This window comes from Azospirillum sp. B21 (assembly GCF_008364825.1).
In the GTDB taxonomy this organism is placed as follows: domain Bacteria; phylum Pseudomonadota; class Alphaproteobacteria; order Azospirillales; family Azospirillaceae; genus Azospirillum.
In genome coordinates this window covers 20,259-43,368 of the sequence record NZ_VTTO01000030.1, presented here as the reverse complement: position 1 = coordinate 43,368, position 23,110 = coordinate 20,259, and the positions used below count along the sequence as shown (strand labels likewise).

At 65.5% G+C, this 23,110-nt stretch carries 27 protein-coding genes; 12 read left to right on the top strand and 15 right to left on the bottom strand.

Annotated elements, in window-relative coordinates:
* Window positions 1-48 precede the first annotated feature (48 nt).
* From FZ983_RS34435 to FZ983_RS34430, 9 genes are all read left to right on the top strand, one after another.
* Window positions 49-4,038 carry a hypothetical protein gene (locus tag FZ983_RS34435; RefSeq protein WP_211103027.1) on the top strand — a complete coding sequence of 1,330 codons (3,990 nt, stop codon included), beginning with the start codon at window positions 49-51 and terminating at the stop codon, window positions 4,036-4,038.
* A 3-nt stretch (window positions 4,039-4,041) separates the two neighbouring features.
* The gene (locus tag FZ983_RS32370) at window positions 4,042-5,589 is read left to right on the top strand and encodes a hypothetical protein (RefSeq protein ID WP_149228893.1); all 1,548 of its coding nucleotides are present in this window, start codon (window positions 4,042-4,044) and stop codon (window positions 5,587-5,589) included.
* A 1-nt stretch (window position 5,590) separates the two neighbouring features.
* Window positions 5,591-6,433, top strand: a complete 843-nt coding sequence (locus FZ983_RS32365; protein ID WP_149228892.1) for a hypothetical protein — start codon at window positions 5,591-5,593, stop codon at window positions 6,431-6,433.
* Window positions 6,433-7,872 carry a LamG-like jellyroll fold domain-containing protein gene (locus tag FZ983_RS32360; RefSeq protein ID WP_149228891.1) on the top strand — a complete coding sequence of 480 codons (1,440 nt, stop codon included), beginning with the start codon at window positions 6,433-6,435 and terminating at the stop codon, window positions 7,870-7,872. The genes FZ983_RS32365 and FZ983_RS32360 overlap by 1 nt, the downstream gene beginning before the upstream one ends.
* 8 nt (window positions 7,873-7,880) lie before the next feature.
* Window positions 7,881-8,216, top strand: a complete 336-nt coding sequence (locus FZ983_RS32355; RefSeq protein ID WP_149228890.1) for a hypothetical protein — start codon at window positions 7,881-7,883, stop codon at window positions 8,214-8,216.
* Window positions 8,213-9,346 (top strand): SPRY domain-containing protein, encoded by a 1,134-nt coding sequence (locus FZ983_RS32350; protein ID WP_149228889.1) that lies wholly within the window; start codon window positions 8,213-8,215, stop codon window positions 9,344-9,346. The genes FZ983_RS32355 and FZ983_RS32350 overlap by 4 nt, the downstream gene beginning before the upstream one ends.
* Window positions 9,347-9,357: 11 nt before the next feature.
* Complete coding sequence (locus FZ983_RS32345) at window positions 9,358-9,873, top strand: hypothetical protein (protein WP_149228888.1); 516 nt, start codon at window positions 9,358-9,360, stop codon at window positions 9,871-9,873.
* 77 nt (window positions 9,874-9,950) lie between these two features.
* Window positions 9,951-10,508, top strand: a complete 558-nt coding sequence (locus FZ983_RS32340; RefSeq protein ID WP_188092602.1) for a glycosyl hydrolase 108 family protein — start codon at window positions 9,951-9,953, stop codon at window positions 10,506-10,508.
* Between the two features lie 274 nt (window positions 10,509-10,782).
* Window positions 10,783-10,944 (top strand): hypothetical protein, encoded by a 162-nt coding sequence (locus FZ983_RS34430; RefSeq protein ID WP_188092601.1) that lies wholly within the window; start codon window positions 10,783-10,785, stop codon window positions 10,942-10,944.
* 720 nt (window positions 10,945-11,664) lie between these two features.
* Here FZ983_RS34430 and FZ983_RS32335 read toward each other — a convergent pair.
* From FZ983_RS32335 to FZ983_RS32265, 15 genes are all read right to left on the bottom strand, one after another.
* Window positions 11,665-12,756, bottom strand: a complete 1,092-nt coding sequence (locus FZ983_RS32335) for a tyrosine-type recombinase/integrase (RefSeq protein ID WP_149228886.1) — start codon at window positions 12,754-12,756, stop codon at window positions 11,665-11,667.
* Window positions 12,740-12,988 carry an excisionase gene (locus FZ983_RS32330; protein ID WP_149228885.1) on the bottom strand — a complete coding sequence of 83 codons (249 nt, stop codon included), beginning with the start codon at window positions 12,986-12,988 and terminating at the stop codon, window positions 12,740-12,742. Before FZ983_RS32330 ends, FZ983_RS32335 begins: the two co-directional genes overlap by 17 nt.
* Window positions 12,989-13,167: 179 nt before the next feature.
* On the bottom strand, window positions 13,168-13,515 hold the full coding sequence (locus FZ983_RS32325) for a hypothetical protein (protein WP_149228884.1): 348 nt from the start codon (window positions 13,513-13,515) through the stop codon (window positions 13,168-13,170).
* The gene (locus tag FZ983_RS32320) at window positions 13,505-13,855 is read right to left on the bottom strand and encodes a hypothetical protein (protein ID WP_149228883.1); all 351 of its coding nucleotides are present in this window, start codon (window positions 13,853-13,855) and stop codon (window positions 13,505-13,507) included. The genes FZ983_RS32325 and FZ983_RS32320 overlap by 11 nt, the downstream gene beginning before the upstream one ends.
* Window positions 13,845-14,813 carry a hypothetical protein gene (locus tag FZ983_RS32315; protein WP_149228882.1) on the bottom strand — a complete coding sequence of 323 codons (969 nt, stop codon included), beginning with the start codon at window positions 14,811-14,813 and terminating at the stop codon, window positions 13,845-13,847. Before FZ983_RS32315 ends, FZ983_RS32320 begins: the two co-directional genes overlap by 11 nt.
* A gap of 194 nt (window positions 14,814-15,007) precedes the next feature.
* Window positions 15,008-15,880: a hypothetical protein gene (locus tag FZ983_RS32310; RefSeq protein ID WP_149228881.1), complete on the bottom strand. Its 873-nt coding sequence runs from the start codon at window positions 15,878-15,880 to the stop codon at window positions 15,008-15,010.
* Window positions 15,881-15,892: 12 nt separating this feature from the next.
* Window positions 15,893-16,204, bottom strand: a complete 312-nt coding sequence (locus FZ983_RS32305) for a hypothetical protein (RefSeq protein ID WP_149228880.1) — start codon at window positions 16,202-16,204, stop codon at window positions 15,893-15,895.
* A 65-nt stretch (window positions 16,205-16,269) separates the two neighbouring features.
* Complete coding sequence (locus FZ983_RS32300) at window positions 16,270-16,458, bottom strand: hypothetical protein (RefSeq protein WP_149228879.1); 189 nt, start codon at window positions 16,456-16,458, stop codon at window positions 16,270-16,272.
* Window positions 16,455-17,063 carry a hypothetical protein gene (locus FZ983_RS32295; protein WP_149228878.1) on the bottom strand — a complete coding sequence of 203 codons (609 nt, stop codon included), beginning with the start codon at window positions 17,061-17,063 and terminating at the stop codon, window positions 16,455-16,457. The genes FZ983_RS32300 and FZ983_RS32295 overlap by 4 nt, the downstream gene beginning before the upstream one ends.
* Complete coding sequence (locus tag FZ983_RS32290; RefSeq protein WP_149228877.1) at window positions 17,060-17,749, bottom strand: lambda exonuclease family protein; 690 nt, start codon at window positions 17,747-17,749, stop codon at window positions 17,060-17,062. Before FZ983_RS32290 ends, FZ983_RS32295 begins: the two co-directional genes overlap by 4 nt.
* A 10-nt stretch (window positions 17,750-17,759) precedes the next feature.
* Window positions 17,760-18,989: a hypothetical protein gene (locus tag FZ983_RS32285; protein ID WP_149228876.1), complete on the bottom strand. Its 1,230-nt coding sequence runs from the start codon at window positions 18,987-18,989 to the stop codon at window positions 17,760-17,762.
* Between the two features lie 37 nt (window positions 18,990-19,026).
* The gene (locus FZ983_RS32280; protein WP_149228875.1) at window positions 19,027-19,410 is read right to left on the bottom strand and encodes a hypothetical protein; all 384 of its coding nucleotides are present in this window, start codon (window positions 19,408-19,410) and stop codon (window positions 19,027-19,029) included.
* 93 nt (window positions 19,411-19,503) lie between these two features.
* The gene (locus FZ983_RS32275) at window positions 19,504-19,713 is read right to left on the bottom strand and encodes a hypothetical protein (protein ID WP_149228874.1); all 210 of its coding nucleotides are present in this window, start codon (window positions 19,711-19,713) and stop codon (window positions 19,504-19,506) included.
* 3 nt (window positions 19,714-19,716) lie between these two features.
* Window positions 19,717-20,031: a hypothetical protein gene (locus tag FZ983_RS32270; protein WP_149228873.1), complete on the bottom strand. Its 315-nt coding sequence runs from the start codon at window positions 20,029-20,031 to the stop codon at window positions 19,717-19,719.
* 133 nt (window positions 20,032-20,164) lie between these two features.
* Entirely contained in the window at window positions 20,165-20,524 is a 360-nt protein-coding gene (locus FZ983_RS32265; RefSeq protein ID WP_149228872.1) for a hypothetical protein, read from the bottom strand.
* 317 nt (window positions 20,525-20,841) lie between these two features.
* On the opposite strand from FZ983_RS32265, the gene FZ983_RS32260 reads away from it, so the two are divergent.
* The 3 genes from FZ983_RS32260 (at window position 20,842) to rhuM (ending at window position 22,883) form a co-directional block, all read left to right on the top strand.
* On the top strand, window positions 20,842-21,453 hold the full coding sequence (locus FZ983_RS32260; protein ID WP_149228871.1) for a hypothetical protein: 612 nt from the start codon (window positions 20,842-20,844) through the stop codon (window positions 21,451-21,453).
* Window positions 21,450-21,671, top strand: a complete 222-nt coding sequence (locus FZ983_RS32255) for a hypothetical protein (RefSeq protein ID WP_149228870.1) — start codon at window positions 21,450-21,452, stop codon at window positions 21,669-21,671. The genes FZ983_RS32260 and FZ983_RS32255 overlap by 4 nt, the downstream gene beginning before the upstream one ends.
* A 234-nt stretch (window positions 21,672-21,905) precedes the next feature.
* The gene (gene rhuM / locus FZ983_RS32250) at window positions 21,906-22,883 is read left to right on the top strand and encodes a RhuM family protein (protein WP_188092600.1); all 978 of its coding nucleotides are present in this window, start codon (window positions 21,906-21,908) and stop codon (window positions 22,881-22,883) included.
* Window positions 22,884-23,110 lie beyond the last annotated feature (227 nt).

The window sequence follows — 23,110 nt, the reverse complement described above, 5'->3', positions numbered from 1 at the left end:
GGCGTCGTTCAGCAAGCAGGCTGGCAGGTCAGCGACTTCGCCAATCAGATGGCGAACGGCGGCAATGTCGCCACCGCGGCCGGCATGCAGCTCGGTCAGCTGCTGGGCTCGCTCGGCCCGCTCGGCGCTGCGCTGGGTGCGGTGGTGAATGTCGGCGGCGTGATGATTGGCGCTCTGCAGAAGGCGGGCGGCACGGCGGTTGATACCACCACCTCTTTCAACGACTACGCGAAGGCCTTGGAGTTCGCGAAGAAGGCGTCGGAGGGGCTGCGTGATGCCTCCAATGGCGCACGCGCCGCCCTCGAGGCAGAAAGCCGCTCGGCGGTGGACGCGGCGCAGAAGCGTCTATCAGTCGCTGAGGCGGAACTGAAGTCGATCGAGGCCGGGCTGCTCAGCACGTCGGATGCGGCGGCAGCAAGCGGCGCCGCCATGGTCTACCTGTTCAAGGCGGACAAGGTGAAGGAGTTGCGCCAGGAGATTGAAGTCCTGCGCGGAACCTTGGGTCAGTACAACGACGGCGCGCGGGAGACGCGGGTACGGACGGAGCAGGGCAACAGCAAGCTCCGCGACGCGCGGAACGCCATCGAGGAATACCGCGAAGGGCTGCGGGAGCAGATCACTGAGCTTGGCGTCGAGGTGTCGACGTTCGACAAGTCGAGCGCGGCCAAGCTGCGCGCCAAGCTGGAGATGGAGGCCTTGTCCAAGGCGCATGCCGCGGGGCGGACGCAGATCGATGCGGGCACGCAGTCGCTGATCAATCAGGCGGTCGCTCGGCAGGAGCAGATCGACCAGCTGGAGGACCAGAAGAAGGCGCAGGAGGAGGCGACCAGAGCGGCCGAGCAGGATGCCGCGGAGGCCGAACGCCGCGCCGAGCAGCGCCAGAAGACCATCGATCAGGCCGACAAGTATGTTGACCGGCTGAAGGGTGAGGCTGCGGCGCTTTCGCAGTCGGAGCGGGAACGCTTCGTATCCAACAAGGCGTTGGAGTTCGAGCTTCAGTACCGCGGCAAGTTGTCGGGCGCCGAAATGGACGCCTACCTGTCGAAAGTCAAGCAGGAAGCCGGCGCCCTTTACGACAGCACCGAGGCTCGCAAGGCCAAGGCCAAGGCTGACGAGGAAGCGGTCCGAGAACTGGAGAAATACCAGCAGGACGTTGCCCGCGTCGCCACCGACATCGGCAAGGACATCTCTGAGAACCTGTGGGACCAGATCACTGGCGAGGCCAAGGCCGGAGACGCTCTGGACTTCTTCAAGAACTGGGCGAAGCGCCTGGCCGTGGAGATGCTGAACCAGAACATCGTCCTGCCGATCACCATGCAGCTGGTCGGCTCCATGCCCTCGCTGTTCGGCATCCAGTCTCCGGGCGGCTCTGCGGCCAACCAGAACGGCGGCGGCATGGGCAACATGCTGTCGCTCGGGTCGAAGTTTATGCCGTCGTCGTGGACCAGCGGCATAACCGGGGCAATCGATAGCTTTGGCTATTCGGCACTGGGCATCGGCGCCCCGGCGACGATGCTTGCCGGGCAGACGGTTCTTACGCCTTCAGCGAGCGTCCTGGCCTCGCAGACGGCCATGCTTCAGGCGGCAAACCCTGGTTTGGCCGTTACGGCAGCGCCAACGGTTACGGCTGGATCGTCGGGAGGCGCGGCTGGCGGCGTTGCCGCTGGAACTGGTCTGTCCGCATACCTCGGGGCCGCTGGCATCGGCTTCGGCGTCGGGTCCATGCTGCCTTCGCTTCTGAACGTCCAGAACAAGGGCATGGGCGCTTTGGTCGGTGCCGGTGGCGGTGCGGCGGCTGGTGCTTTGGCGGGGACGTTCCTCTTCCCCGGCGTCGGGACGGTGCTCGGCGCGATTATCGGCGGTGCCGGCGGTGGGTTGGGCGGCCTGATCGGCACACAGAAGCCGTCCGTTGGAAAGACGGCGTCGGCGGACGTCACCATCAACAGCGGCGGCCGGTCGGCCACCTACGGCAACATCCTGACGGACAACGAAGGAGACGCGGAAGCCGGGCGGGCGCTCGGGCAGTACATCTCGTCCATCTTCACTACGGCGGCGGCCGGAGGCGGCACTCTGGCAAAGAACTTCGGGTTCGGACAGACTGCCAAGGACGGCTATTACATCGCCGGTTCTGTCGATTACAAGAAGTTCGGCGACGACTTCGCGGGCATGGTCCGGTACGCGCTACTGGACCAGGGCGGCCTTGTCGGTGGCGGGACGAACACCCTTGCGGCGCTTCGGAACTCGACCAACAAGGACGCGGAGGAGTTCGGGAAGGACGTGGCGTTGGGCGCCTCAATCGACGCCGGCAACACGGCGTTGCGGGAGTTCGACAAGTCTCTGAACGGCGTCACGAAGTCGGCCAAGGAGACGACGGCCGAAAGCCTTGCGCCCATGTTCGAAGAACTGGAGCGGGCCAAAAAGCTCGGGATCGACAAGGCCTATGTCCAACTGGCCTCCGATCAACTCGTGTCCTACCTCGACACGCTGCGCAACCCGGTCGCCTACACGGAGGTGGAGACCGCGGTTGCCAGCATGAAGGGCCAGTTCCAGGCGATGCGGGAGGCGGCCGAACGGCTCAATCCGGCCATCGTGGCGACGGTAAACGCCATCGAGAAGGAGACGACGGCTCGCATGGCGGCGGACCTCCGCGGATCGCTTGACCAGCAAATCCGGGAGACCGGGGGGCGTGGCTACATCAACACGATCCAGGGCTTCATCAAGACGCTGGACGGCAACGCCCGCTCGCTTCTGGCGGTAGGCGAGCCGGTCAACCGGGCTCAGGACTTGTTCAACGTCAGCCTGACGGAGCTTCTCCGCACGCTGCGTGACGATCAGCTTTCGGACGTGGTCGCCACGTTCGGCGGCGACATCGGCAACCTCGCCAAGCAGATGCAAAGCGGGGTGCAGTTCGAAACGCAGTTCGCGAAAATCCGACAGGATAACGTCAGCGCCGAAATTGACCTTCTCAAGGAGCAGATCGCCACAGCAAAGGAAGCGCAGTCTCAGTGGTCGAAGACGGCGCAATCCATCTCGGCATACAGGGCATCTCTGCTAACCAGCGACATGTCCCCGCTGTCGCCGGAACAGAAACTTGACGCGGCCTTCCAGGCCTACAGCAAGGCCATAACGGCAGCGCAGGAAGGCGACATCGACGCCGCGGGGAAGGTCAACGACCTTGCCAAGACCTATCTGGATCAGGCCAAGGCCTACTACGCCAGCAGTGAAGGCTACGCTGAGATATTCCAGGGCGTCCAAGACAGCCTTGGCGATGTCGAAACGGTCGCCTCCATCCAGGCGAAGGAGGCAACGAAGTCTCTGGCGACGCTGAACAAGCAGCTCAGCGTGCAAGAGGACATGTTGAAGGCGTTGCAAGTCGTCCCCAGCGACATTGCTGCGATCCTGAAGGGCATCAACAGCGGCAACTCGTCCGAAATCCTGAAGTGGTCCACCACGCAGGACGGCGGGACGCAGGCGCAGGTTAAGCGGGCTGTCCTTGAGTCCTACACGAACGCTCAGATTGAGGCAGCGTTCGGCGGGTTCAGCGACATCCAGGCGGCGCGGGCGAACGATCCGTCGTTCAACTTGGCCGCTTGGTTCAAGGCCTACGGCATCGGCGAGGTGCTGGCCGGGACGCGCTCCATTCCGGGCTTCGCCACCGGAACCGACAGCGCCCCTCCGGGCATGGCCTGGGTGGGCGAGCAGGGCAGGGAGCTTGTCCAGATGGCGGGCGGCGAGCGGGTCTACCCGCACTCCGTCAGCATGGACATCGCCCGGTCCTGGGGCGCGGCGAACGACCGGTGGGGCGGCAACGTCGTGCCGTTCCGGGGGCAGTCTGGCGGCTCCGGCGGTGTGACGGTGGACTTCAGGGGCATGGAGCGCCGCCTGGACGATGCCGTCGACCTGCTCAAGGCGCTCGTCTACGAAAACAGCGAACTGAAGACCGTGAACAAGAAGCAAGCGGCCGAACTGTCCAAGCTCCGGACAGAGGCGGCAGACCGAGACGCGCGCCCGCGCCGAACCGGCACCTACGGACAATAAGCCATGGTCACGACCCTCAGCGTCTCCCAGGACCTGCAGTACCTGGTGGAGTTGTTCCCGCGCGACAGCATGGGGGCGCTCCACCCCCTCTACCTCTCCACCCGCGACATCGCCCTGGCCGCCAACGACCCGACTGCCCCCAACCGGGAATATGACGGCCGGGTTCAGGTCGCTCTGGTGGTGAAGCGGGAGATGTTCGCCGACGGCCGGATCGGGGGGAAGTCCCTGCCGGCCTACGGCAACGGCATCGAAATCGCCGTGGACAGCGACTGGAAGGCGGCGAACTACCCGCTGTGGAAGGCGTGGGGGTGGGACGGGGCGCAAGCCCGTGTCCTGCAAGGCCCCCGCGGCTCCACCTCTTATGCCGCCTACAGCGTCCTGTGGGACGGGCAATGCACCGGGGAGAACTCCTTTGGGCTGGGCTCGGTTCAGGTCCCGCTGTCCGACCTGCAAACGCAGATCGACAAGGACATCGAGAGCACGACCTACGACGGCTCCGGCGGCTTCAACGGCGGGACGGACCTCAAGGGCAAGGTGAAGCCCACCGTCCTGGGGCAGGTTCTGCGCGCCGCCCCGGTGCCGGTCGACACGGCGAACCTCTGGTACGACCTGTCGCCGCTCACCGGCCTGCACTCCGTCCAGGCGGTCTACGATGGTGGCGTGCCGCTGACGGCCTCCGCCAGCAACCCGCCGCCGGCCGGCAACTACTATGCCGACCTCGCCAACGGTCGGCTCCGATTGGGCTCCACCCCAGCCCGGCAGATCACGGTGGATTGTCGGGGCGCCTTCGGCTCCAACGCCACCACAGCGGCGGACATCTGCAAGGCGCTGCTGACCGGCCGGCTGGGCTTTGCCTCCGGCCAGATCGACGATACGTCCTTCGCGGCCCTGAATACCAAGAACAGCGCCACGGTGGGCTATTACGCCGCTGAGCGGGCAACCGGCACGGAGGTGCTGGATGCGCTGATCGGCAGCGTGGGCGGCTTCTACACCGGCTCCAACGGCAAGGTGGTGGTGGGCCGGCTGGAGGCGCCGACGGCAACATCATCCTCGGACAGCGCGCTCGCCCTCTACCTGGAGGACGCCGACTTGGAGAAGGGGGCGCTGACGGTCAATCCGGAGGCGATCCCGCCCTATCGGCTGATCGTCAAGGCCGCCCGATCCTGGGTCGGGGCGCTGCAGGAAAGCGACCTTGCCGGCGCGGCCACAGCGGCAATGCGGGCCTTCTTCGCTGAGGAATACCGGTCAACCACCCCGGTCGACGTTGCGGCAGTTCAGACGCTCCACCCCCTCAGTAAGCCGCTGGAGGTGGAAACCTGCCTGCTGACCGTCGCCGACGCGCAGACGGAGGCAGCCCGCCTCTCCGGCCTCTACAGCACCCGGCGGGAGGTTCTGACGCTCCGGATCGAGACGCAGCCCTTCAGCATCGAGCTTGGGGGTCAGGTGTGGATTTCGTCCGCGCTGCACGTCATCGACCAAGCCTACCGCGTCATCGGCATCGAAGAGAACACGCGCGACAGCGGTCGCGTGACCCTGACCCTATGGGGGTGACATGGCAGTCAACAACGCGATCATCCTCTACTGGAACAAGGCCGATACGGCGACGGTGACGGCATCGTCGGAGGCACTGCCGGCGAACCGGGTGCAGGACCCGCGGCCGGGCCGGGTCTGGCGGGCGACCGGCTACACGTCGGAGAGCCTGACCTTCGACCATGGCTCATCGGTCGACATGACCCACGGAGCGGTGGTGGCTCACAACCTCAGCGCCGTGGGTACGATCCGGTGCGAGGTGGCCGATGTGGCTGACTTCTCGACCAAGCTCTACGACCAGACCATCGAGGCATGGCCGCCGGTCTCCGGTTTCGGATCCGATAGGTTCGGAGTGTCGCTCGGCGGCTATCCAACCCTGTCCAGCTTCGCCGATTACCGGCCCTTCAACATGTTCGACTTCGGCGGGACGCTGGCCGCCCGGTATGTCCGCTACACCTTCACATCGTCGGCCGCCTCCGGCAACATCCAGGTCGGCCGCATCTTCACCGGGATCGGCTACCAGCCCGAGGTGAACTTCAGCTACGGCTGGTCGAGCGAGTGGGCCGACCCGTCGGAACTGGTGGAGACGGAAGCCTCGTTCTTCGTCATCCGGCGCCAGAAGTACCGGGTGCTGCGGCTGTCTCTGGAGAATGTGCCGCAGACCGAGGCCCTGTCCGCTCTGGACGACCTGAAGCGCATCGTCGGCAAGAGCCGCGACGTGCTGGTCGTCCTGTTCCCCGGCGCAGACCTGCCGACGCAGTACCGGACCAGCATCTACGGCATCCCCATCGAGAATGGGCCAGTCTCAAACCCCTATTTCCAACGCTTCGCGACCTCGGTCGCGGTGAGGGAGCTTGTTGCCTGATGAGCACGACCGATCTTCTCAACGCGCTGCTGGCGCGCAAGGGGCAGGACTACTTCAGCGAGTTCTCCGCCTTCATGCAGTCGCTCATCAGCGACAACACCAGCGGCGTCGCGCAGGCTCTTGCCTACGCTCAGCAGTCGCAGGGGTATTCGTCCGCCGCCGCTGCATCGGCAGCGTCTGCCGCCGGCATCGTCCAGGTCAAGCAGCCCAACGAAATCGCCGGCATCGACCCTTGCCTAGACTTCGTGTTCAGCGGTCCGAACGCCGTCCCTTCGGGCGTCATCACCGGCTCAAGCGGCAAGTGGGTGACGGGTCCGTCCGGCCTGCTGACCTTCGTGCCAGCCGGTACAGCGCCAATCGACTTCGACCCGGTCACCGGGTCGGCGCGCGGTTTGCTGGTGGAGGAAAGCCGGACGAACCTGCTGACCTACTCGCAGTCGCTGAGCAATGCTGTGTGGTCAAAGACGGGCGCCACCGCATCCGACAACGTGGCGGCTGGGCCAAGCGGCACCACGACCGCAGGCAAGCTTTCCGAAGACGCCAGCACGGGCGCACACAGCGCCTACGAGGCGGTTTCCGGGTTGGCTGACAACGCCACTCTATGCTCGTATTTCATTCTAAAAGCGGCAGAGGTGACTAGGGTCATTGTCTCGCTGATGGATAAAGGCGCGAACACCAAAGGCATGCTGTTCGACCTGTCAGCGGGCGCGGTATCGTCTTGCAACGCCAACGGGATTACTGATGCATCGGCTTGCGGCATCATCAAGCTTGGCAACGGCTTCTATCTTTGCTGGGTAGCAAATAGCGTCGGTACAGGGGCGTTTACGCCGCGCTGTTGGCTGCATCTGGTGTCTGGCTCTTCGGTCAGCTACGCCGGCACGGCGGGGCGGGGCGTCTATGTCTGGCATGGTCAGTTTGAGGCGGGCTCGTTCCCAACTTCGCCCATCCCCACCACCTCCTCCCCCTTCACCCGCGCCGCAGACGTCAACACCCTACTGCTGTCCTCTGTGCCGGGGTGGAACCCCAATGAGGGGACGATCTGTGTGGAGGCGATGGCCCTGGCTGCCGTGCCTGACACCATGATTGTAGGCTTTGACGGCGGGTCGTTCGGTAATTCGATGTACATCATGAACAGCGGAACTGCGCAGATTTCTGCCAATGTAAATGTCGGCGGGGCTTCGCAGGCCAGTCTTGCTGCGAATGTCACGCAAACAACAATGAACAAAATGGCGTTTTCGTGGAAGACAAACGACTTTGGCTTCTCTGTAAACGGCGGGGCAGCTGCTACGGATACCGGCGGGTCTATCCCTTCAATCACGTCTCTTCACATCGGCAAAGCGCCATGGGGTTCATTCAACTACCTCAACGGAACCATCCGCCGCATCACGCTTTTCCCGCGGCGCCTGTCCAACTCCACCCTGCAACTGCTTACCGCGTGAGGTTGACCATGCCTGTCCTGAGACTGCGCGCGGATGACGAGGCCGCGCTGATTGAAGCCCTGCCGATGCTGCGGGGCGCCGACGAGGCCGGCGCTCCGTGCTGGCTGACCGCCGGCCCGGTGTGCGACCTGGACCCTATCGGCCCGCTCGCTCTGACGGCCCCTGTGACCGATCCCGAGACGGGGGAGGTGACGGAGCCAGCAGTCGTGGACGAGCGGTGGCACGCCAATCTGCGCGGCCCGCGCATCGGCGCCGATCCTGTCGAATGGGAGGCCATCGTCGCCGCTGCTGAGCCCTACACGCTTTCCGAAGTGAACAACCCGCGCCGGAGGTTCATGCTGTGACCTATCCAATCGCAAGCCCCATGCGCGCTGGGCTTATGTCGCCGGCACATGCGCAGTTCGTCGAAGCTGGATCGCTGTTCTGCGGAACGGCCAGCGGCACGGCCAATGCGCTCACAGTCTCGACCGGGAAGAGCCTCACCGGACTCATGGTCAACCAGATCGTCGGGCTGAAGACGGGAGCGTCGGCGAACAGCGGCGCCGCGACGATGAACGTTGACGGCCTCGGGGCCAAGGCGATCCAGAAGAACGGATCAGCGCTGTCGGCGGGCGATCTGCCGGCCAGCACGAATGTGTGGGCGCAATACGACGGCACCGCCTTCCAGCTTCTCGGCGGCGCTGGTGGCGGCGTCAGTTTCCAGACGCTGACGAAGACCGGGGCATACACCGTCACTGCCGCTGACGCTGGCAAGTTGATCGACTGCAACGGCACATTCACGATCACCTTTCCAACTGCATCGACGGTTAGCAGCGGCTTCACCGTTGTTGTCCACAATTCCGGCTCTGGGACTGTGTCTGTGTCAGCCGATGGGGTGACGCCGCAGCTAACGCCTGGAACGTGGGCTTTTTTGATTGGCGACGGGACGACATACCGTGCTCTCGCGTCCGATGCGAGGAGCAAAGCGACGTTGAGCCCTACCGACAAGTCGGGCGGAACTCTCTCAAACGCAAACCTTACACTGCAAGGCGGGCAGGCAAGGGCTACTAGTCAGATTTTTGGCAAAAGATATTGGGAAGTATACATCAATGCCATATCCGGGGCATGTCAGCTTGGCGTATCAAATATGTCGCATGCAATTTCGACAACGCCAGGAACCGACACAAGTTCTTGGGCTTTTACTGAGGGAGGCAGCAAATATTATAGCGGCGCACCAACTTCGCTGGGCTCTGCCCAAAGCGCAGGGCAAGTTCTTATGTTTGCAGTTGATGTGAGTGCTGGTGCGATCTGGTTTGGAGCGAACGGCACTTGGTATGGCTCAGGAAATCCCGCGAGCGGAGCAAACCCCGCGTTTACCGGGCTATCAGGGTCACTATATCCGACACTTGCACCAGCAAACGCGACGTACACTGCGCGCTTTAGCTATGACCAGTGGTCGTACTCCGCGCCGACTGGCTTTGGTCAGATCACTTAAGGAGGTGCTCAATGATCATCGAAACGATCCCGGCTTTTGACGGCCGGACGCACCGCAAGGCCGCCACCTACACCGACACGGAGGAAGACGGCCACACCCTGCGGACCTGGGATGTGGAGCCGATCCCCCCGGAAGAAATCGCCGCCGCTCTGCTCGCCGCCCAGAACGCTGCGATCTCAGCCAACAACCAGGCCGCCGGGCGGGCGCGCGAAGCCTACCTGACCGCTGTGCCGGGTCAGGCCACTACCTACGCCGCCAAGCAGGCGGAGATGCAGCGGTGGGTCGCCGCCGGACGGCCGGATGACGCTGACGCAACGCCCTACCCGTGGGCCGGTGACCGGGCCGATCTGCGCGCCGTCTCCGTCGCTGATGTGCTGGCGGAGTGGGAGGCTGTCACCTTCGCCTGGGAGACCGTCGGCCGGCAGATCGAGCGCGAGCGCGAGCGCGTCAATGAGGCTATCAGCGCGGCCGGCTCCCTGGACGCGATCCAGGCAGCGCGGGACAGCGCGGTCTACCCGTCGCCCTGATCCCGCGACAACACTCCAGCCCCGACCGACCCGGCCGCCTCGCGCGGCCTTTTTTATGCCCGGAGATCTGAACCATGGTGACGCTCACGACTGATGCCATCATTGACACCATCCTCCGCCGGGAGGGCTGGCCTCGCTACACCGACCGGCCGTCCGACCGCGGCGGCCCGACGAAGGGCGGCATCACCCTGGCGACGCTGACGAGCTGGAGGAAGCGCCCGGTCACGGCGGCAGATGTCGCCGCCCTGGACGAAGCGGAGGTACGGGCGATCTACCGCGCCCGTTACATCGAGGAGCCGGGTTTCGCCGACATCGCCGACGACGCGCTCCGTGCCCTGGTGATCGACAGCGGCGTGAACCATGGCCCGGCCCGCGCCGGCACGTGGCTGCAGGAGGCGGTCAACGATCTGGCTGGCCGACCGCTCCTGAGGGTGGACGGCGCCGTCGGGCCCAAGACGCTAGCCGCCGTCAACAGCGGCGACGCTGCCGGGCTGTGGCGCTCGGTCTTCGCTCAGCGGATGCGGTTCTACGGGCAGATCATCACCGGGGATGCCCGGAAGCGGGGCCGGGTCGAGGACGACGCGCTGAACGCCGCCGGGTGGCTCAACCGGTTGGCCGAGTTCATGGACGCCTGACCGCGACAAAGTGATCGTGCACCGCCGGTTGCGCTGACCCCCGATTTGCATGCTTGCTGAACTCGGAGGAAATCAGTCAACGGCCCAGCATTTCCAAGGGCTGAGGGTACGATCCGGCCCGTAGAGGAACTCAGCATCAGAGGTTGCAGGAAGGGAGGGGACAATCTGTCACCCCCCTTAGCCATCGCAACAGTCCACACGCCGCCGAGCCCAAGGTATGTGCATGACGCACATACCTTCCGGCGGCCTCATGCCCGAAGGAGGGGCAAAGCACATGGACCTGAACGACGTTCTCAAGGGCGGCCAGTTGGCCGGCAAGCGCAAGCTGGTGATGACCTTGGTCGCCGCGGTCGCCATCGCGGGGGCTTACCTCGTGGGGGATGCGTCGCTGATCGACGCGCTCCAGCAGATGGTGCCGGTGCTGCTGGGGATGTGACCTGCGTTGGGCTCGTCACAACGCAGATGGCGGGCCGAGCGTCAGAACGCCGCTTGGTCCGCCGACTTCTCCCCCCGCATGCCGCCCCACCAACGCTGACCATTGGCCCGGTGCCGGCCGCAGTACCAGCGGACCCCCACTTCGGATCCCGGCGGCCCGAAGCCGAAGAATGCATTCCTGCCGCCGCAGACGGGGCAGATGCGGTCCGAGAGGTTCGGCCCAGGCGCATTGTTGTGGTCAGCCATTACCGTCCAAGCCTTGCATCAATTCCGACGGCCACGTTCTTAGACCCGCACGAGGCGCAGCGCCACGGCAGATCGCGGGGATGCCGGCCATACCCAAAGCGCATCAGCAGCCGCGCCGGGTCAAGCTCCACCTGATGCCCGCAGGATCGGCACCTCACCGCTACGGTGTCGCCGTGGCGGTTCCAGTCGCCGAGACATCGGAATTCCTTCGTGCTCACGCTCGCTCTCCGCTCATGCCGTCAGCCAGAATACCATCCGATATTTGCTCGCAAGTGTCTGATATGCATAGGCGCGGGAGCGCGTGTTTTCGCGTCCGCGGCCATAAGGGCATGCCTGTAACGCTTTGAAATTGCTTGGTTCCCGCAGCGCGCGGCAACTACAGAAGCCGTATATGGCGCTGGAAAATGGCATTGAAATATAAGGGAAATTCGCCTCGATCCAGAAAATTCCCGAAATTCTTCCGACAGCGCGTTCCCTATCCGGCCTTCACCTCGACCCACTCCGTTCCCCGGCTGTCGCGGTATGTCGCCGTCATTTCTGGCGATTTGTGTCCGAGAAGGGCCTGCGCATCCGCGCCCTGCTCGGCGTACAGCCGGGCGGCCAGCGAGCGCAGTTCATGGAAGGTCGGCGGGGTCTTGCCCCTCTCCCATGTGATGCCGGATTGCTCGCGCGCGTCAGCGAAGGCGTTGGTGATTGCGTTCAGCGGCACCTTTGCCCCGGCGCGCCCGGACCCCCATGTCGTGGCGTGGTGGATGAAATGGCGGCTGAGCACATTGTCCTGACACCGGGCGATGACTTCGCCGACCGTCCAGCCGACCGCTTCCAGCCGCAGTGCGAGCGGGATGCAGACCTTGGCTTTCGTCTTCCCCTGTTCAACCCACAGCTTTCCGTCGCGCACGTCCTTTGGCCCCATCCTGCCGATGTCCTCGCGCCGTTGCCCGGTCACCAACGCCAATTCCATCGCCCGCGCCACCCATGCCGGGTGATGCGCTAGGGCGGCGGCGTGGATTTTGCGGAAGTCTTCAAGCGTCAGGCGGGCGCGCTTCACCTCGACCGTTGGCGTGCGGGTCGGTGCGACCGGGTTGCTCAGCACCCACCCCTTTGCCTGCGCGGCCTTGAACACGTCCAGCAAAAACGAGCGCATCGCCGCAGCCATGCGCTTTTTGCCCCGCGCGTCCCACTGGTCGATGAACTCCGCCACGTCACGGGTGGTGATGGCGTCTATGCGATGATCCGCCCAGCGAGCACGGACGGTACTCAGGCGCGAGCGGAACACCTTCATGCTGTTGGCGGCCAAGCCGCGAGCTTCGAGCACCTTCAGGTAATTGTCGCACCACGCGCCCATGCTGTTGTCTTTGCCGGTGATCAGCCGGTCAACCAGCGAGCGCTTGCCGCGTGTGCCCTCCACCTCGTGGTTGGCCTCAATCGCTTGGCTGATGGCCGCGCGCCGGTCGCGGCCTAGCCCGTACTCCTTGCTGTCCCGCGGGTCGCGCCATGCGAAGTAGCCGGCGCGCTCGTAGAGGTTCGGCGGGAGCCCCTTGGTCTTCGTGCTACGCCGTCTTCCCACGGATCCTCTCCACCAACGGGCCGCTCGGCGCCCTCTTCTTCGGGGTGACGATAGGCTTATTCGGGTCGATGTGACGAGCGGTCGGGATCACAAAGTACGTGCGCCCATGCTTCTCCGGCAGCGGATAGATGCGGGCCTGTCGCGCCCATCTGCGCAGTGTGTCGAGGTTGGGCCGGTGCTTCCCATAGACCGCCTCCGCCCACTCTTCCAGGGTCAGCAGCTTATCACCCATTCGCCTTCTCCCCCTCCTGCGCGGCCGGCATGGCTCTGTCAGCGCTCCACCAGCCTCTGCAGAACAACCGTTCAGACCATGATGACTGAGGCCCTGCAGGCCCTGGCGATGGCTCCCCGTTTCGCCGCGCTTCTTCCCCTGCCTCGAATGGCGTCAGGTCGTGGCGCTGCCATATGGTGTCAGTCTGCATTGCTGGCCTCCCTGATGGCGATGAGAAGGGCAAGGGCGGGGGTGGGGCCGGAGAGCCAGTCCAGCGCGCGGCAGTACGCCTCCCAATGCGTCGCGCCGTCAGCGTGGGTGAACGGGCCGTTGACGCCCCATGCCATCCCCTCCGGCACCAGCGCGGCGACGACGCCAAGCAGGACGGCGCGGGGCAGGCGGCCTGCGCGGACGGCCACGATGATGTCGATCAGCGGCATGGCCCGCGCGGCGTCATCGACCCGCTGGCACACAAAATCGCGCACCGCGTCGCACTCCTCCTCCACCGTCACGGCAGAGCGGGCGCGCTCCAACAGGTTAGGCGGCATTGCGGCGCTTCTCCATGGCTTTCCGGTATCGATCGTGATAGGCGGCGTCTGTCTCGGCGCGGGCTTCATCGGTTGGCAGGCCGCAGAGCCGCAAGTCACGGCGGAACCGGCGGCGCTGCTCATTCGTCAAGCGGGCGGGGATTGGGTATGCCGCGGGAGCGCCGGTCCAAGTGATTTCGCCGGTGATGAGCTTCCGGTAATACTCAACGCCCTTCGGCGCGGCGGCCTTGTCGAAGCAAGCATTGTGGGCAAAGTTTCCGGGACCATTGCACTGCATGGCGTGACCTCGAATTACCTTGCCGCAGAAGGTGCATGTCGGTTTGGTCAGGTCAGCGCTCATCGGTCGCCTCCTTCGCCGACAGGGCGGCGCTGCTCGGCTCCTCGCGGCCAGAGAACTCCATGCGGGCCAGCACTGACCAATTCCAGCAGTCTCGCAGAACCAGAGCGACGGCCACGAGCCGGTCTTTGTGCCATAGCTCGACCGTGCCGCCGTCGCCCTTCAACCGGTCCGTTTTGATTGTCGTGTGCGGCGCTTTCAGGCCGTCACGGCGGACGATGTCCTCAATCCACGACCAAGCGACCCTGCCGGCCTCAATCTCGTCCATGTAGCGAGGCGCCTCCCGCATCCTGTCCCGCTCTGCCGTCACAGCGGCAAGCGCGGCCTTGCACTCCGCGTACTCCCTGACTACTGACCCGTAGGAGCCATGGTCAGCGCCGGCCAGCATCGTCGCCACGACAGCCACGGCCTTGGCGGCGTCTGTCTGGCCGGTAAGCGCGATCAGGTCGGCAAGCGCGGCCTCTGCGGTGGTGGCGCGGGTCTCGGCCTCCTTGCGCGCGGCCCACACCTTCAACAACGCGCCGCCGGCCGCGAGAGAGCGCTCCAGTTCGTCGAGCATGTCGCGGTAAAGCGACGCTGACGACTCCTCGAAGACCGCCTTCTCGCGCGCCTTGACCATCTCCGGCCGCAATTCGGTGGCGTCCATCAGGATGACTTCGCGGCGCGTATCATTGCCCAGCGGTCCAGGCTTATAGCCGAGCGCTTGGAGGACGGCATCACGGTCAGCCTCTGCCATCGTCAGCCGCTCGACCTCCGCCCGCTGGGCCTCGATCTGCCGTTCCTGCTCCACCAGCTTGGCGTCTACTCGGTCGGTGTGGAGCTTTTGAGCACGGAGGACGTGGGCGGAGTCGCGCATCAGGGCGCCCGTGCCGTGTCCAAGGATTTCAGCGCCGTGATCCAGCTTGGCCGCCAGTTCTTCCGGCGTCGCGGTGGTGGTCGCGGTGGTGGTCGGGGCGGTCATCGGGCGGGCTCCTTGGGATGGAAGCGGGCGGGGAAGGTGCGACCGCAGACGCCGATGTCGCATCCGTCCTGATCGCTCACCGTCCGCTTATCGAGATTTGCGGGAAGCCAGCTTGGAAGCGTGACCGAGCAACGACCCACCCCCTCACTCTCCGGCGTGTACCATTTGCAGTATGCGCATTGCCTCTCAGCCATTTACTTGCCCTCCCCGGCGGAGCGGATGGCGGCGCCGCGCGTGATCTCGACCGGCTTCCACTCGCCATTCTCGGGCAGATTGGCGTTCTCCCATCCGTAATCGGTCGCCCGCTGCCACCGCCCCTTGATGCCGCGTCGGAGCTGCGGCGATCCCGGCCGATATGCCCGCCAGCGGTACGTGCAGGTTGACCGAACGTCAATCATGCCGTTCTGCGGGGCCTCGCTAATCGGCTTCCAATCGCCCTCCACCTCCGGAGCGGAAGCGCGGGCGGCGTATTCACCGGCGAAGTTGTGGGCGTGGGCGATGCCTTCCGCTTCGGTTTCGATGCATCCGCCCGTGATGACCTTCGCGCGGCCCGGCGCGGTCAACTCAATCAGCATCCATTTGTCAGGGGCGTTGCGGTACGGCGTCGCCACCAGTACCAGACCCGGCGGGAGGTCGCTCACCCCGCGCTCTTCGGCGTCGGGCTGCGCGCTCCGCAGCGGCACCGGCACGCCAAGCCCGGCCTGCGCCGTGAAGTCGGCGAGCACCTCGTACCCGGCGGTCATCGTCGGCGCTTCGTGCATTTCCTTCAGCAGGTCCATCAGCGCCTTGGACAGGTCGCGCTCGTCCTTCAGGGCGTCTGGCTGCGCGGCGGACGGGGAGGCGGGGGCGGCGCGACGGTTCCAGGCGGCGGCGGCTTCCTCCTGCGTCTTGAAGCCGACAACGCCGTGGTTTTTCACGCCGCACGCCGGGCAGTTGACGTAATGGAAAGTGTCTTGCGTCCATTCTTGCTCACGGACGGTGCAGGGGTCGTAGGTGACGCGGCCGAAGCTGGTCGGCGTGTCGCACATGGGGCAGGGCAGTAAGGCGGTCGTGGTGTCGGCGGTCATGGCGGGGTCCTCTCAGGCGGGGGTGGCGGAGTTCTGGGCGCGACGACCAGCGGCGGCGGTCAGCAGGATCGTCCAGGGGTTCGCATCGCCCTGGTACGGGCAGTTGATCCCACTGGCTTTGGTGATGCCGTGGTGCAGCGGCTCCTCATAGCTGACGTGGATCGCGCGACCACAGCAGCGGCAGCGCATCAGGTCGCCATCCTGCTCGTAGACGTGAGAGAGGGCGCAGAGGGCGTCATTCCACTTGCCTTCGGCCAGCAGATCGGCGGCAAGGGTCTTTCGTTTGGGGGCGGCCTTTTCGAGGGCGCGGGAAGCGGACTTCATGGTGTTCTCCTGCGCTATTCGCGCGCGTCTGTGGTGGAGGGGCTGGCGCGCCCCTCTGGTGTCGTTCAGGCGCCCAACCCAGCCCGGTGCGCGTCGTCTTCCATCCGCGCGAGCGCCGCTTCCAGGGCCGGCACGCGCTCGTCGGGCGTGTCGTCGGAAGCGCCGGCGGGCGCCTCCAGGGTCAGGTGATCGAACCGGTGCTGTGCGGCGTGGCGGCGGGCAGCGCGGATCAGGCGGGAGGTCGGCCGGCTCATGGCACGTCGCCTGGGAAGCCGTCGTCCTCGTCTGCCGGCATGTCCGCCATGGCGGCGCGGCGCTTGCGGTCCTCGTGGTCGGGAAGCAGGGCGCGCTTCTGGTCCTTCGACAGGCGCCCCCAGAACGCGGCGTAGGCATCGGTGCCGCGCTCGACGGCTTCTTCCGCCTCGGCGGCAATGGCGTCCAGATCGAAGCCCGGCCCGGCGTCGGACGCCTCCAGCGGCTGAACGACGAACGGCTTCCGGGTGGCGCGCGTGGCGGTCAGCACCAGCTTCTTCGGCCCGTCGATGTGGCTCATGTGCGAGATACGGATCCCGCCGACCTGCACGCCGCCGAACGCCACGCTCTCGTCCCGGTAGAGCGTCATCGCCCGGCCAGCGTAGGCGGCTCCATCCGCCCCCCACAGGCTGACCAGCACGCGCCGCATGGACTTGCACGGCTTGTAGGGCTTGCCGTCGTCGCCTTCGAAGTTGATGGCGATTGGCTGGTCCGCGGCGGCCAGAAGGGACACCCGCGTCACCCGGATCGTGCGCGCTCCGCCGATCAGGTCGTCCGCGTTCATCTGGTCCGACTTGGGCGCAATCGTCTTACGGATGTCGATCATATGCGGATCTCCATCTCAACCCGCCGCTCGGTCATCGGCATGCGGGCGGCGGCGTGGCGGTACTGCTCCAGCGCGGCCGAAAGCCGCTTCTCGAACGCCGATGCGGCCTCGATGATGGCGGTCTGGATTTCGGGATCGGGATAGGCGCGGACGACGAACATCGGCATCCCGCCGCAGTAGCTGATGAAGTCCAGCCACTTCCGCTCCGCCACCATCAATCCCGTCTGGACCTGGATCAGGTAATCAGCCGGGATGGCGCCGTTCACGATGGTCTCAGCCTGGAACTTCTGCCGGCGGCTCTTGACCTCGATAAGCCCGTCGTCCCCGACCAGGCCGTCCGGCGAATAGCCGATCGTGAAGCCCCACCGGTCGTTCGTGATGAAGCCCACCTCCTCCACCGGCGCGAACTTCTCGGCGTAGAGGGCGCGGGCGGCGATCTCGTCGTCCCATCCGCGGATCATGTCGTCGCCGATGTAATGCGGCTCGACGTGCTTGGTCGCGCGCTGGGCGAGCAGCTCGTACAGGTGGGCGCGCTCCTTCTCGTTGCTGGCGATCTTGAGCGTCGGGGTGATGATCAGCTTCATCTCACTGGCGGTCAGCAGGCCGCAGCGCGCGGCCAGCCACTCGTCCGTGCCCTGGACCAGATCGGCATGGTGGATGATGTGGGTCCGGTTGATCGCGTTCATCGTCGGATCCTCAGTAGGAGATGCGGACGTTCGGCACGTTGCCCTTGGCGATGGCTTCCACCGCGGTCCGGGCGGCGCCTTCCGACAGGCCGGCAGCAACGAAGGCGTCCAGGGCGGCGCGGTTGATGCTGGCGCGGTGCGCCTTGTCCGCCTCACGCTGGCGGGCAGCCTCTTCCGCGGCGCGGCTGGCCTGCTCGATACGCTCACGCTCCAGGCGGGCGGCTTCCTCAGCCTGACGTTGGGCGCGTTCGTCGGCGGCCTTGCGCTCCTTCTCCGCCCGGCGCGCGGCTTCGATGCGGTCGCGCTCCGCCTTCTCCTCCGCCTCTTTGGCGCGCCGCTCGGCCGCCTGCCGGTCACGTTCCGCCTGAGCGGCACGCTCCTCAGCCTCGGCCCGCTCCCGCTCAACCCGCTGGCGCTCGCGCTCGGCGGCCTCGGCCTTCTCGCGGGCTTCCCGCTCGATCCGCTCGCGTTCGGCAGCAGCGCGGCGTTCGGCTTCCTCGGCTTCCCGGCGGGCCTTCTCCTCCGCCGCGATCCGGGCTTCCTCGGCAGCGCGGGCGGCGGCTTCCTGCTTCTCGCGCTCGATCCGCTCGGCTTCTTCGCGGGCGGCGCGCTCGGCCGCTTCCTTGCGCAGGCGCTCCAGTTCGGCGCGCTCGGCGTCACGCTTCCGGCTCTCCTCCAGTATCGCCTCCAGCTTGGCGACCGCCCCGGCCTTGGCGTCTTCGGCGCGCTTCGTGAACTCCCGGAACCCGCTGGTGTCGGCGGCCTGCGCCTCCTCCAGCCGGGCAGCGATGGCGTCGGTATCCGGCGGCACGCCGAACATGCTCAGGGCGATTAGGGCGGCAATCCCATCCTCATGCGCCTTGATCCGCGCCGCTTCCGCTGCCTCGAAATCGTCCAGCGGCTTGCGCACCTCGTCCTTCAGCGCGTCCAGCCGGTCGCGCGCCTTTTTCCGATCCGCATTGACCGCATTGATGAAGGCGCGGGTCTCTTCGGTGAGCTTTGCGCCCATGTCGTCCAGGGCAGTCTTGGAGCGGGCGACCTTGTAGGCCAGCGACGCGACTTCCTTGCGGCCCTTCGGCGTGCTGATGTCGAGATCCTTGGCGGAGGCGCGAACTTCGGCCTCCAGCCTCTCCAAGATCGTGTCGACGCCGCCGGGGGCGAAGACCTGGGTGGGGACGAGGGCCGCCATGTCCAGGGTGGCAACGGCGGTGGACGGCTGTTCGATGGTGTCGGTGGTCATGATGGTTTCTTGTCCTTGGGGGTGTGGGGGAAGCGGCTCACTCCGCCGCGATGCCAAATCCATGTCCGCCGGACCGCGCCCATTCGCGCCGATCCTCGGCCGCCATCTCGGCGCGCATCTCCGCCGCATGCTCGCGGTCGGCCCGCTCCTCCTCGATGCCGATGCGCTGCAGCTGCGCCTCCAGCCGGTCGGTCAGCAGGACGTTCGGGAAGCTGATCCAGCCGTCACCGGACGGTCCGCCGATCTCGATCTGGACCATGTAGACCTCGAAGCTCTCGGGCTCGTCGGGCTCGATCTGCACGCCACCCTCACGGCGACCGCGGCATGGCCCGTGGTAGATGCCGCTGAACCGGACGGCGAAGTCCTCGCCGCCGTCTTCCCCGCCGAAGCTGAGGGGTAGGGATGTGGAGATCCATTTCATGTCAGGCTCCCAAGGCGAGAAGGAACAGGCCGCCGCCAACGATCAGGCCGAGCCCGAACAGGGCGGAGTGGGCGAGGTCGCTCAGCAGGCGCTTCATGCCGGAACCACGCGGCTGAGGTCGCAGCGCTCACGGACGCCCATGAGCCAGACGCCGGGGCGGTCGCCGGTCAGCGACGCCTTGCTGGCGGTGCGGGTGGTGATGCGGCGGCCGAGGAAGGTCCGGACGGTGACGGGGGTCCCGGGCGGGGTGTCGGCGTTGAAGGCCTCGACGGCGCGCTCCAGGTGGGTGCGGGAGTGGCGCATCGGTCAGCCCTCCGCCTTGGCGATGGCGGACATGATGCGGCTGGTCGCCGTGCCTTCCATCGTGAAGCCGGCGGCGCGCAGAAGGCGGACGGCATCATGCAGCGCCCCCAGCAGGTCCGGCGCGGCGGCGATCAGGCGGGCGTTTGCCTCCGCCGGGAAGGTGCCCTGCCAGTGCGGCGCCTTCTCGATCACCTTGGCAATCGGCGCGTCACCGGCGGTCTTGTCGGCTTCGTCCTGCGGGCGGCGACCGATGCAAAGGCCGCCCCAACCGCGCATGTTGACGACGTGCCAGGGGCCGGGGGTGTGTTGCGTGCTCATGTCTGTCTCCAGGGGAGTTGCGCGCTGTCCGCAGCCCTCCGTTCGGTCATCAGCATTTCTGCATCTCCATTCAGCTTGCCTCAGCCGCCACGCAGCGGCTCAGGAAAGCGCCCGGCAGTGCCGGGCGGCGGGGTTAGGCGGCTTCGGCGGAGCGGATGTATTCGGCGTGGGCCGCTTCAACTCGCTCAGCGACTTCGTGCAGGCCTTCCTGGCGCAGCGCCCAAGGGCTGATGTGGCTCCAGGGGTCGGAGCGGAGCTTCTCGATCTGATGGGCGCGTTCGGTCAGCTTGCCGGCCTCCGCGCGCATCTCGTTGACCTGACGCTGCGTTACCACTGCATCCCATGGCGGGTTTGGCTTCTGCTTGCCGGCCTTGGTGAAAAGCTGGCCGCTGACCGTGCGCCAGAGCTCCAGGGCGCCCGCTTCGATCCGCCCGGCCTTGGCCCGCAGTTCCGCGGGATCGCCGACGTGGTTGAGAAAGTCTTCGCGCTTCACGGCGTCCCTCTCCAGAAAACCCGCCGGACCCATTCGCAGGCCCGGCGGCAGTGGTGCCAGCCGCGGGGAATGGCTGGGCGGCTGGTGAGGGGAATGTTATGCGCATATGCATCATGCTCGCAAGCACAAAATGCATGTGCGCATCAAAAATGTTCGCCTTTATGCGTGGATCGCACTCAAGCCCCTGCCATAATGCGGTTGCGCGAAATGGGTATGGCTCGCGCTTCGATTGGGGGGAGCGAATGCGAAGGGCTGTTATGTGCGGTGCGTTAGCTGCGGCGGTTCTGGTCGCCGGCTGCACATCGGTATCAGTGCCAATGCCGCAGGCGAAAAAGGGATCGACCGCGGTGATCGGGCAGCGAGCGACCGCAGGCGTCGGCGATCCGATCCTCGCCGAGTTCGATTATTTCTACCGGGCAGGAGTCGTTCCGGATGGCTCGGTGGAGGCGCGATCCGCCGAGTGGACGATGCGCATTCCGGCAGGGACGCCGCTGATGGAGATCTCGCTGCGCGACCAGAAATGGTTCTGCACGACGTACTTCGCGGCCTACAATCTCATGGGAGTTCCTGGGGCCAACGCCTGTCTTCGTGACTCGAAGGGCGACGGGCGCTTCGATCAAGTCGACCACACCGGCATAAGCTGGGGCGTCGCGCAAACCCAGCCCGTCGCGTATCGCGCGACCGAGATCGCGCAGCCGGGCGGGTTCAAGGTTGAACTCCTGTACGAAGGCATCTCAGGGAACGTCGTCAACATCACCTACCGCGAATTCGCGGAGAACATGATCCGCCCAGCCTTTCAGCAGGATCTGAAATACACACTCGCCAAGGCCGACGAAGAGATCTCCTTCCGAGGCGCCCGGCTGGTCATCCACGCCGCCACGAACAGCAAGATCGACTACACGGTCCTGTCGGGGATGCGCCGGCAATGACCGACAACCTCCCCGCCCGCGTCGCCGCCCTGGAGCTGCTGGTCGAGCAGCTGATCCTGGAGCGCGTCCAGATGACCGACAGCCCAGCGGATGCGCTGCGCCAGGCCATGGGCGGAATGGTGGAGATCATCGACCAGCGGCCGGATGTGCCGGCGGAAGCGGTGGGCGCGATAGCCGACATCCTGGCGCGGGTGATGAACAGGTTGGGGGAGGGGTGAGGGCGTCAACGCGGCGCATGGCGACCGGCGGCGGTTGACCGACTAACCCCTTTGCGCGAAAATCCAGCATTCGACACAAACGCGAAGAGCCGGGGCGGCGATCCCGGCTCTTCTGGTGGATGGGTCGAAAGCGGGGCCGCCTCGATGCCAACCATGTCAAGGCCGAGACTGCAACAGTCTCCCGGCAGGCGTCAAGACGGTTCCGCGCTCGCGAAACGAGTCCCAGGAGCAGCCATGTCGGACCAGTATGATTTTCACGCCCAGCTTGTCGTTGTCGACTTCCACGACCAGAAGGTTCCTATCGTCCATCACGAAGGCCGGCCGTATGTCCCGTTGAAGCCGATTTGCGATAATCTCGGGATCGACTGGAGTTCTCAGCACAAGAGGGTTAAGCGGGATCCCGTCCTCAACGAAGGGATGGTCAATTTGACCATGCCTTCCAAGGGCGGGGCGCAGGAGATGGCTTGCCTGCCGCTGGAGTACCTGAATGGTTGGCTGTTCGGGATCAGCGACAATGCTGTGAGCGAAGGGGTCAAGGATCGACTCCTAATGTACAAGCGCGAGTGTTATTCCGCGCTAAGCAGCTACTTCTCGCGTGGCTTCGCCATCGACGAGAAGCGGATCGAGACCGATGAGGACGCTCGCGAGGCCCTTATCAGTCGCTTGCGCAAGCTGCGGACCGAGGACAAGGCCCTTTACAAGCGCATCCTGGATGCCATCAAAGAAACCTCATCGGATTACGAATTCGTCAAGGCGAACTTCCCGAAGCGCCTCGCCGGCTTCTTCGCGGCGATCCAAGACAAGTTCCACTACGCTGTCAGCGGGCATACCGCCACGGAGTTGGTGGTAAAAAACGCAGACGGAACCAAGCCGTATGCCGGGATGCTGGCGTACTCCGGGGATCCTCACGCGATCAAGACCGCCGACGTCGCCACCGGGAAGAACTACTTGAACGAAAAGGAATTCCGGAAGCTTGAGAACATCTATGAGCAGCTCTGGTTGCTCATCGAGAGCCGCATCCTGAATGGCGAGAAAATGACCATCGCCAAGTGGGAAAGCGAGTTGCAGAACCTTCTGCTGTTCAACGGCTACACTGTCATGACGGCCTATAGCTCCGTCTCTCGCCGCGACGCTGATGCCGCCGCTGCGAAAGAACTGCGGACATACAAGGACCGTCTGCGCTTCGCCCTTCCGCCAGCCGACGAAGATTGACCAGCCCGCGCCACTACGACAGCCCGCCCGCCACCCGGCCGGCGGGCTTTCTTGTGCCTGGGTGCGACAATTACGACGCTGAAACAGAAGCCCCGTTGCCGCTCAACGGTTTAGCGTCTGCCGCATACCCGCCTATGCAATCGCACGTCGCAAGTTGTCACGGCGCGGCGCTACCTTCGGATAACCCCATTCGGTATAGTGCCGCTTCCGCCGCGCCCACGAGCGGA

Excerpts from the sequence above, each read along its gene's own strand:
- FZ983_RS34435 (WP_211103027.1), top strand. The coding sequence starts at position 49 with ATGGCGAACGGCGGCAATGTCGCCACCGCGGCCGGCATGCAGCTCGGT.
- FZ983_RS32310 (WP_149228881.1), bottom strand. The coding sequence starts at position 15,880 with ATGACCGCCGACACCACGACCGCCTTACTGCCCTGCCCCATGTGCGAC.
- FZ983_RS32315 (WP_149228882.1), bottom strand. The coding sequence starts at position 14,813 with ATGACCGCCCCGACCACCACCGCGACCACCACCGCGACGCCGGAAGAA.
- FZ983_RS32280 (WP_149228875.1), bottom strand. The coding sequence starts at position 19,410 with ATGAAATGGATCTCCACATCCCTACCCCTCAGCTTCGGCGGGGAAGAC.
- FZ983_RS32355 (WP_149228890.1), top strand. The coding sequence starts at position 7,881 with ATGCCTGTCCTGAGACTGCGCGCGGATGACGAGGCCGCGCTGATTGAA.
- FZ983_RS32255 (WP_149228870.1), top strand. The coding sequence starts at position 21,450 with ATGACCGACAACCTCCCCGCCCGCGTCGCCGCCCTGGAGCTGCTGGTC.
- FZ983_RS32305 (WP_149228880.1), bottom strand. The coding sequence starts at position 16,204 with ATGAAGTCCGCTTCCCGCGCCCTCGAAAAGGCCGCCCCCAAACGAAAG.
- rhuM (WP_188092600.1), top strand. The coding sequence starts at position 21,906 with ATGTCGGACCAGTATGATTTTCACGCCCAGCTTGTCGTTGTCGACTTC.
- FZ983_RS32330 (WP_149228885.1), bottom strand. The coding sequence starts at position 12,988 with ATGGGTGATAAGCTGCTGACCCTGGAAGAGTGGGCGGAGGCGGTCTAT.
- FZ983_RS32285 (WP_149228876.1), bottom strand. The coding sequence starts at position 18,989 with ATGACCACCGACACCATCGAACAGCCGTCCACCGCCGTTGCCACCCTG.
- FZ983_RS32290 (WP_149228877.1), bottom strand. The coding sequence starts at position 17,749 with ATGAACGCGATCAACCGGACCCACATCATCCACCATGCCGATCTGGTC.
- FZ983_RS32275 (WP_149228874.1), bottom strand. The coding sequence starts at position 19,713 with ATGCGCCACTCCCGCACCCACCTGGAGCGCGCCGTCGAGGCCTTCAAC.
- FZ983_RS32365 (WP_149228892.1), top strand. The coding sequence starts at position 5,591 with ATGGCAGTCAACAACGCGATCATCCTCTACTGGAACAAGGCCGATACG.
- FZ983_RS32320 (WP_149228883.1), bottom strand. The coding sequence starts at position 13,855 with ATGAGCGCTGACCTGACCAAACCGACATGCACCTTCTGCGGCAAGGTA.
- FZ983_RS34430 (WP_188092601.1), top strand. The coding sequence starts at position 10,783 with ATGGACCTGAACGACGTTCTCAAGGGCGGCCAGTTGGCCGGCAAGCGC.
- FZ983_RS32300 (WP_149228879.1), bottom strand. The coding sequence starts at position 16,458 with ATGAGCCGGCCGACCTCCCGCCTGATCCGCGCTGCCCGCCGCCACGCC.
- FZ983_RS32345 (WP_149228888.1), top strand. The coding sequence starts at position 9,358 with ATGATCATCGAAACGATCCCGGCTTTTGACGGCCGGACGCACCGCAAG.
- FZ983_RS32360 (WP_149228891.1), top strand. The coding sequence starts at position 6,433 with ATGAGCACGACCGATCTTCTCAACGCGCTGCTGGCGCGCAAGGGGCAG.
- FZ983_RS32260 (WP_149228871.1), top strand. The coding sequence starts at position 20,842 with ATGCCGCAGGCGAAAAAGGGATCGACCGCGGTGATCGGGCAGCGAGCG.
- FZ983_RS32370 (WP_149228893.1), top strand. The coding sequence starts at position 4,042 with ATGGTCACGACCCTCAGCGTCTCCCAGGACCTGCAGTACCTGGTGGAG.
- FZ983_RS32270 (WP_149228873.1), bottom strand. The coding sequence starts at position 20,031 with ATGAGCACGCAACACACCCCCGGCCCCTGGCACGTCGTCAACATGCGC.
- FZ983_RS32325 (WP_149228884.1), bottom strand. The coding sequence starts at position 13,515 with ATGCCGCCTAACCTGTTGGAGCGCGCCCGCTCTGCCGTGACGGTGGAG.
- FZ983_RS32295 (WP_149228878.1), bottom strand. The coding sequence starts at position 17,063 with ATGATCGACATCCGTAAGACGATTGCGCCCAAGTCGGACCAGATGAAC.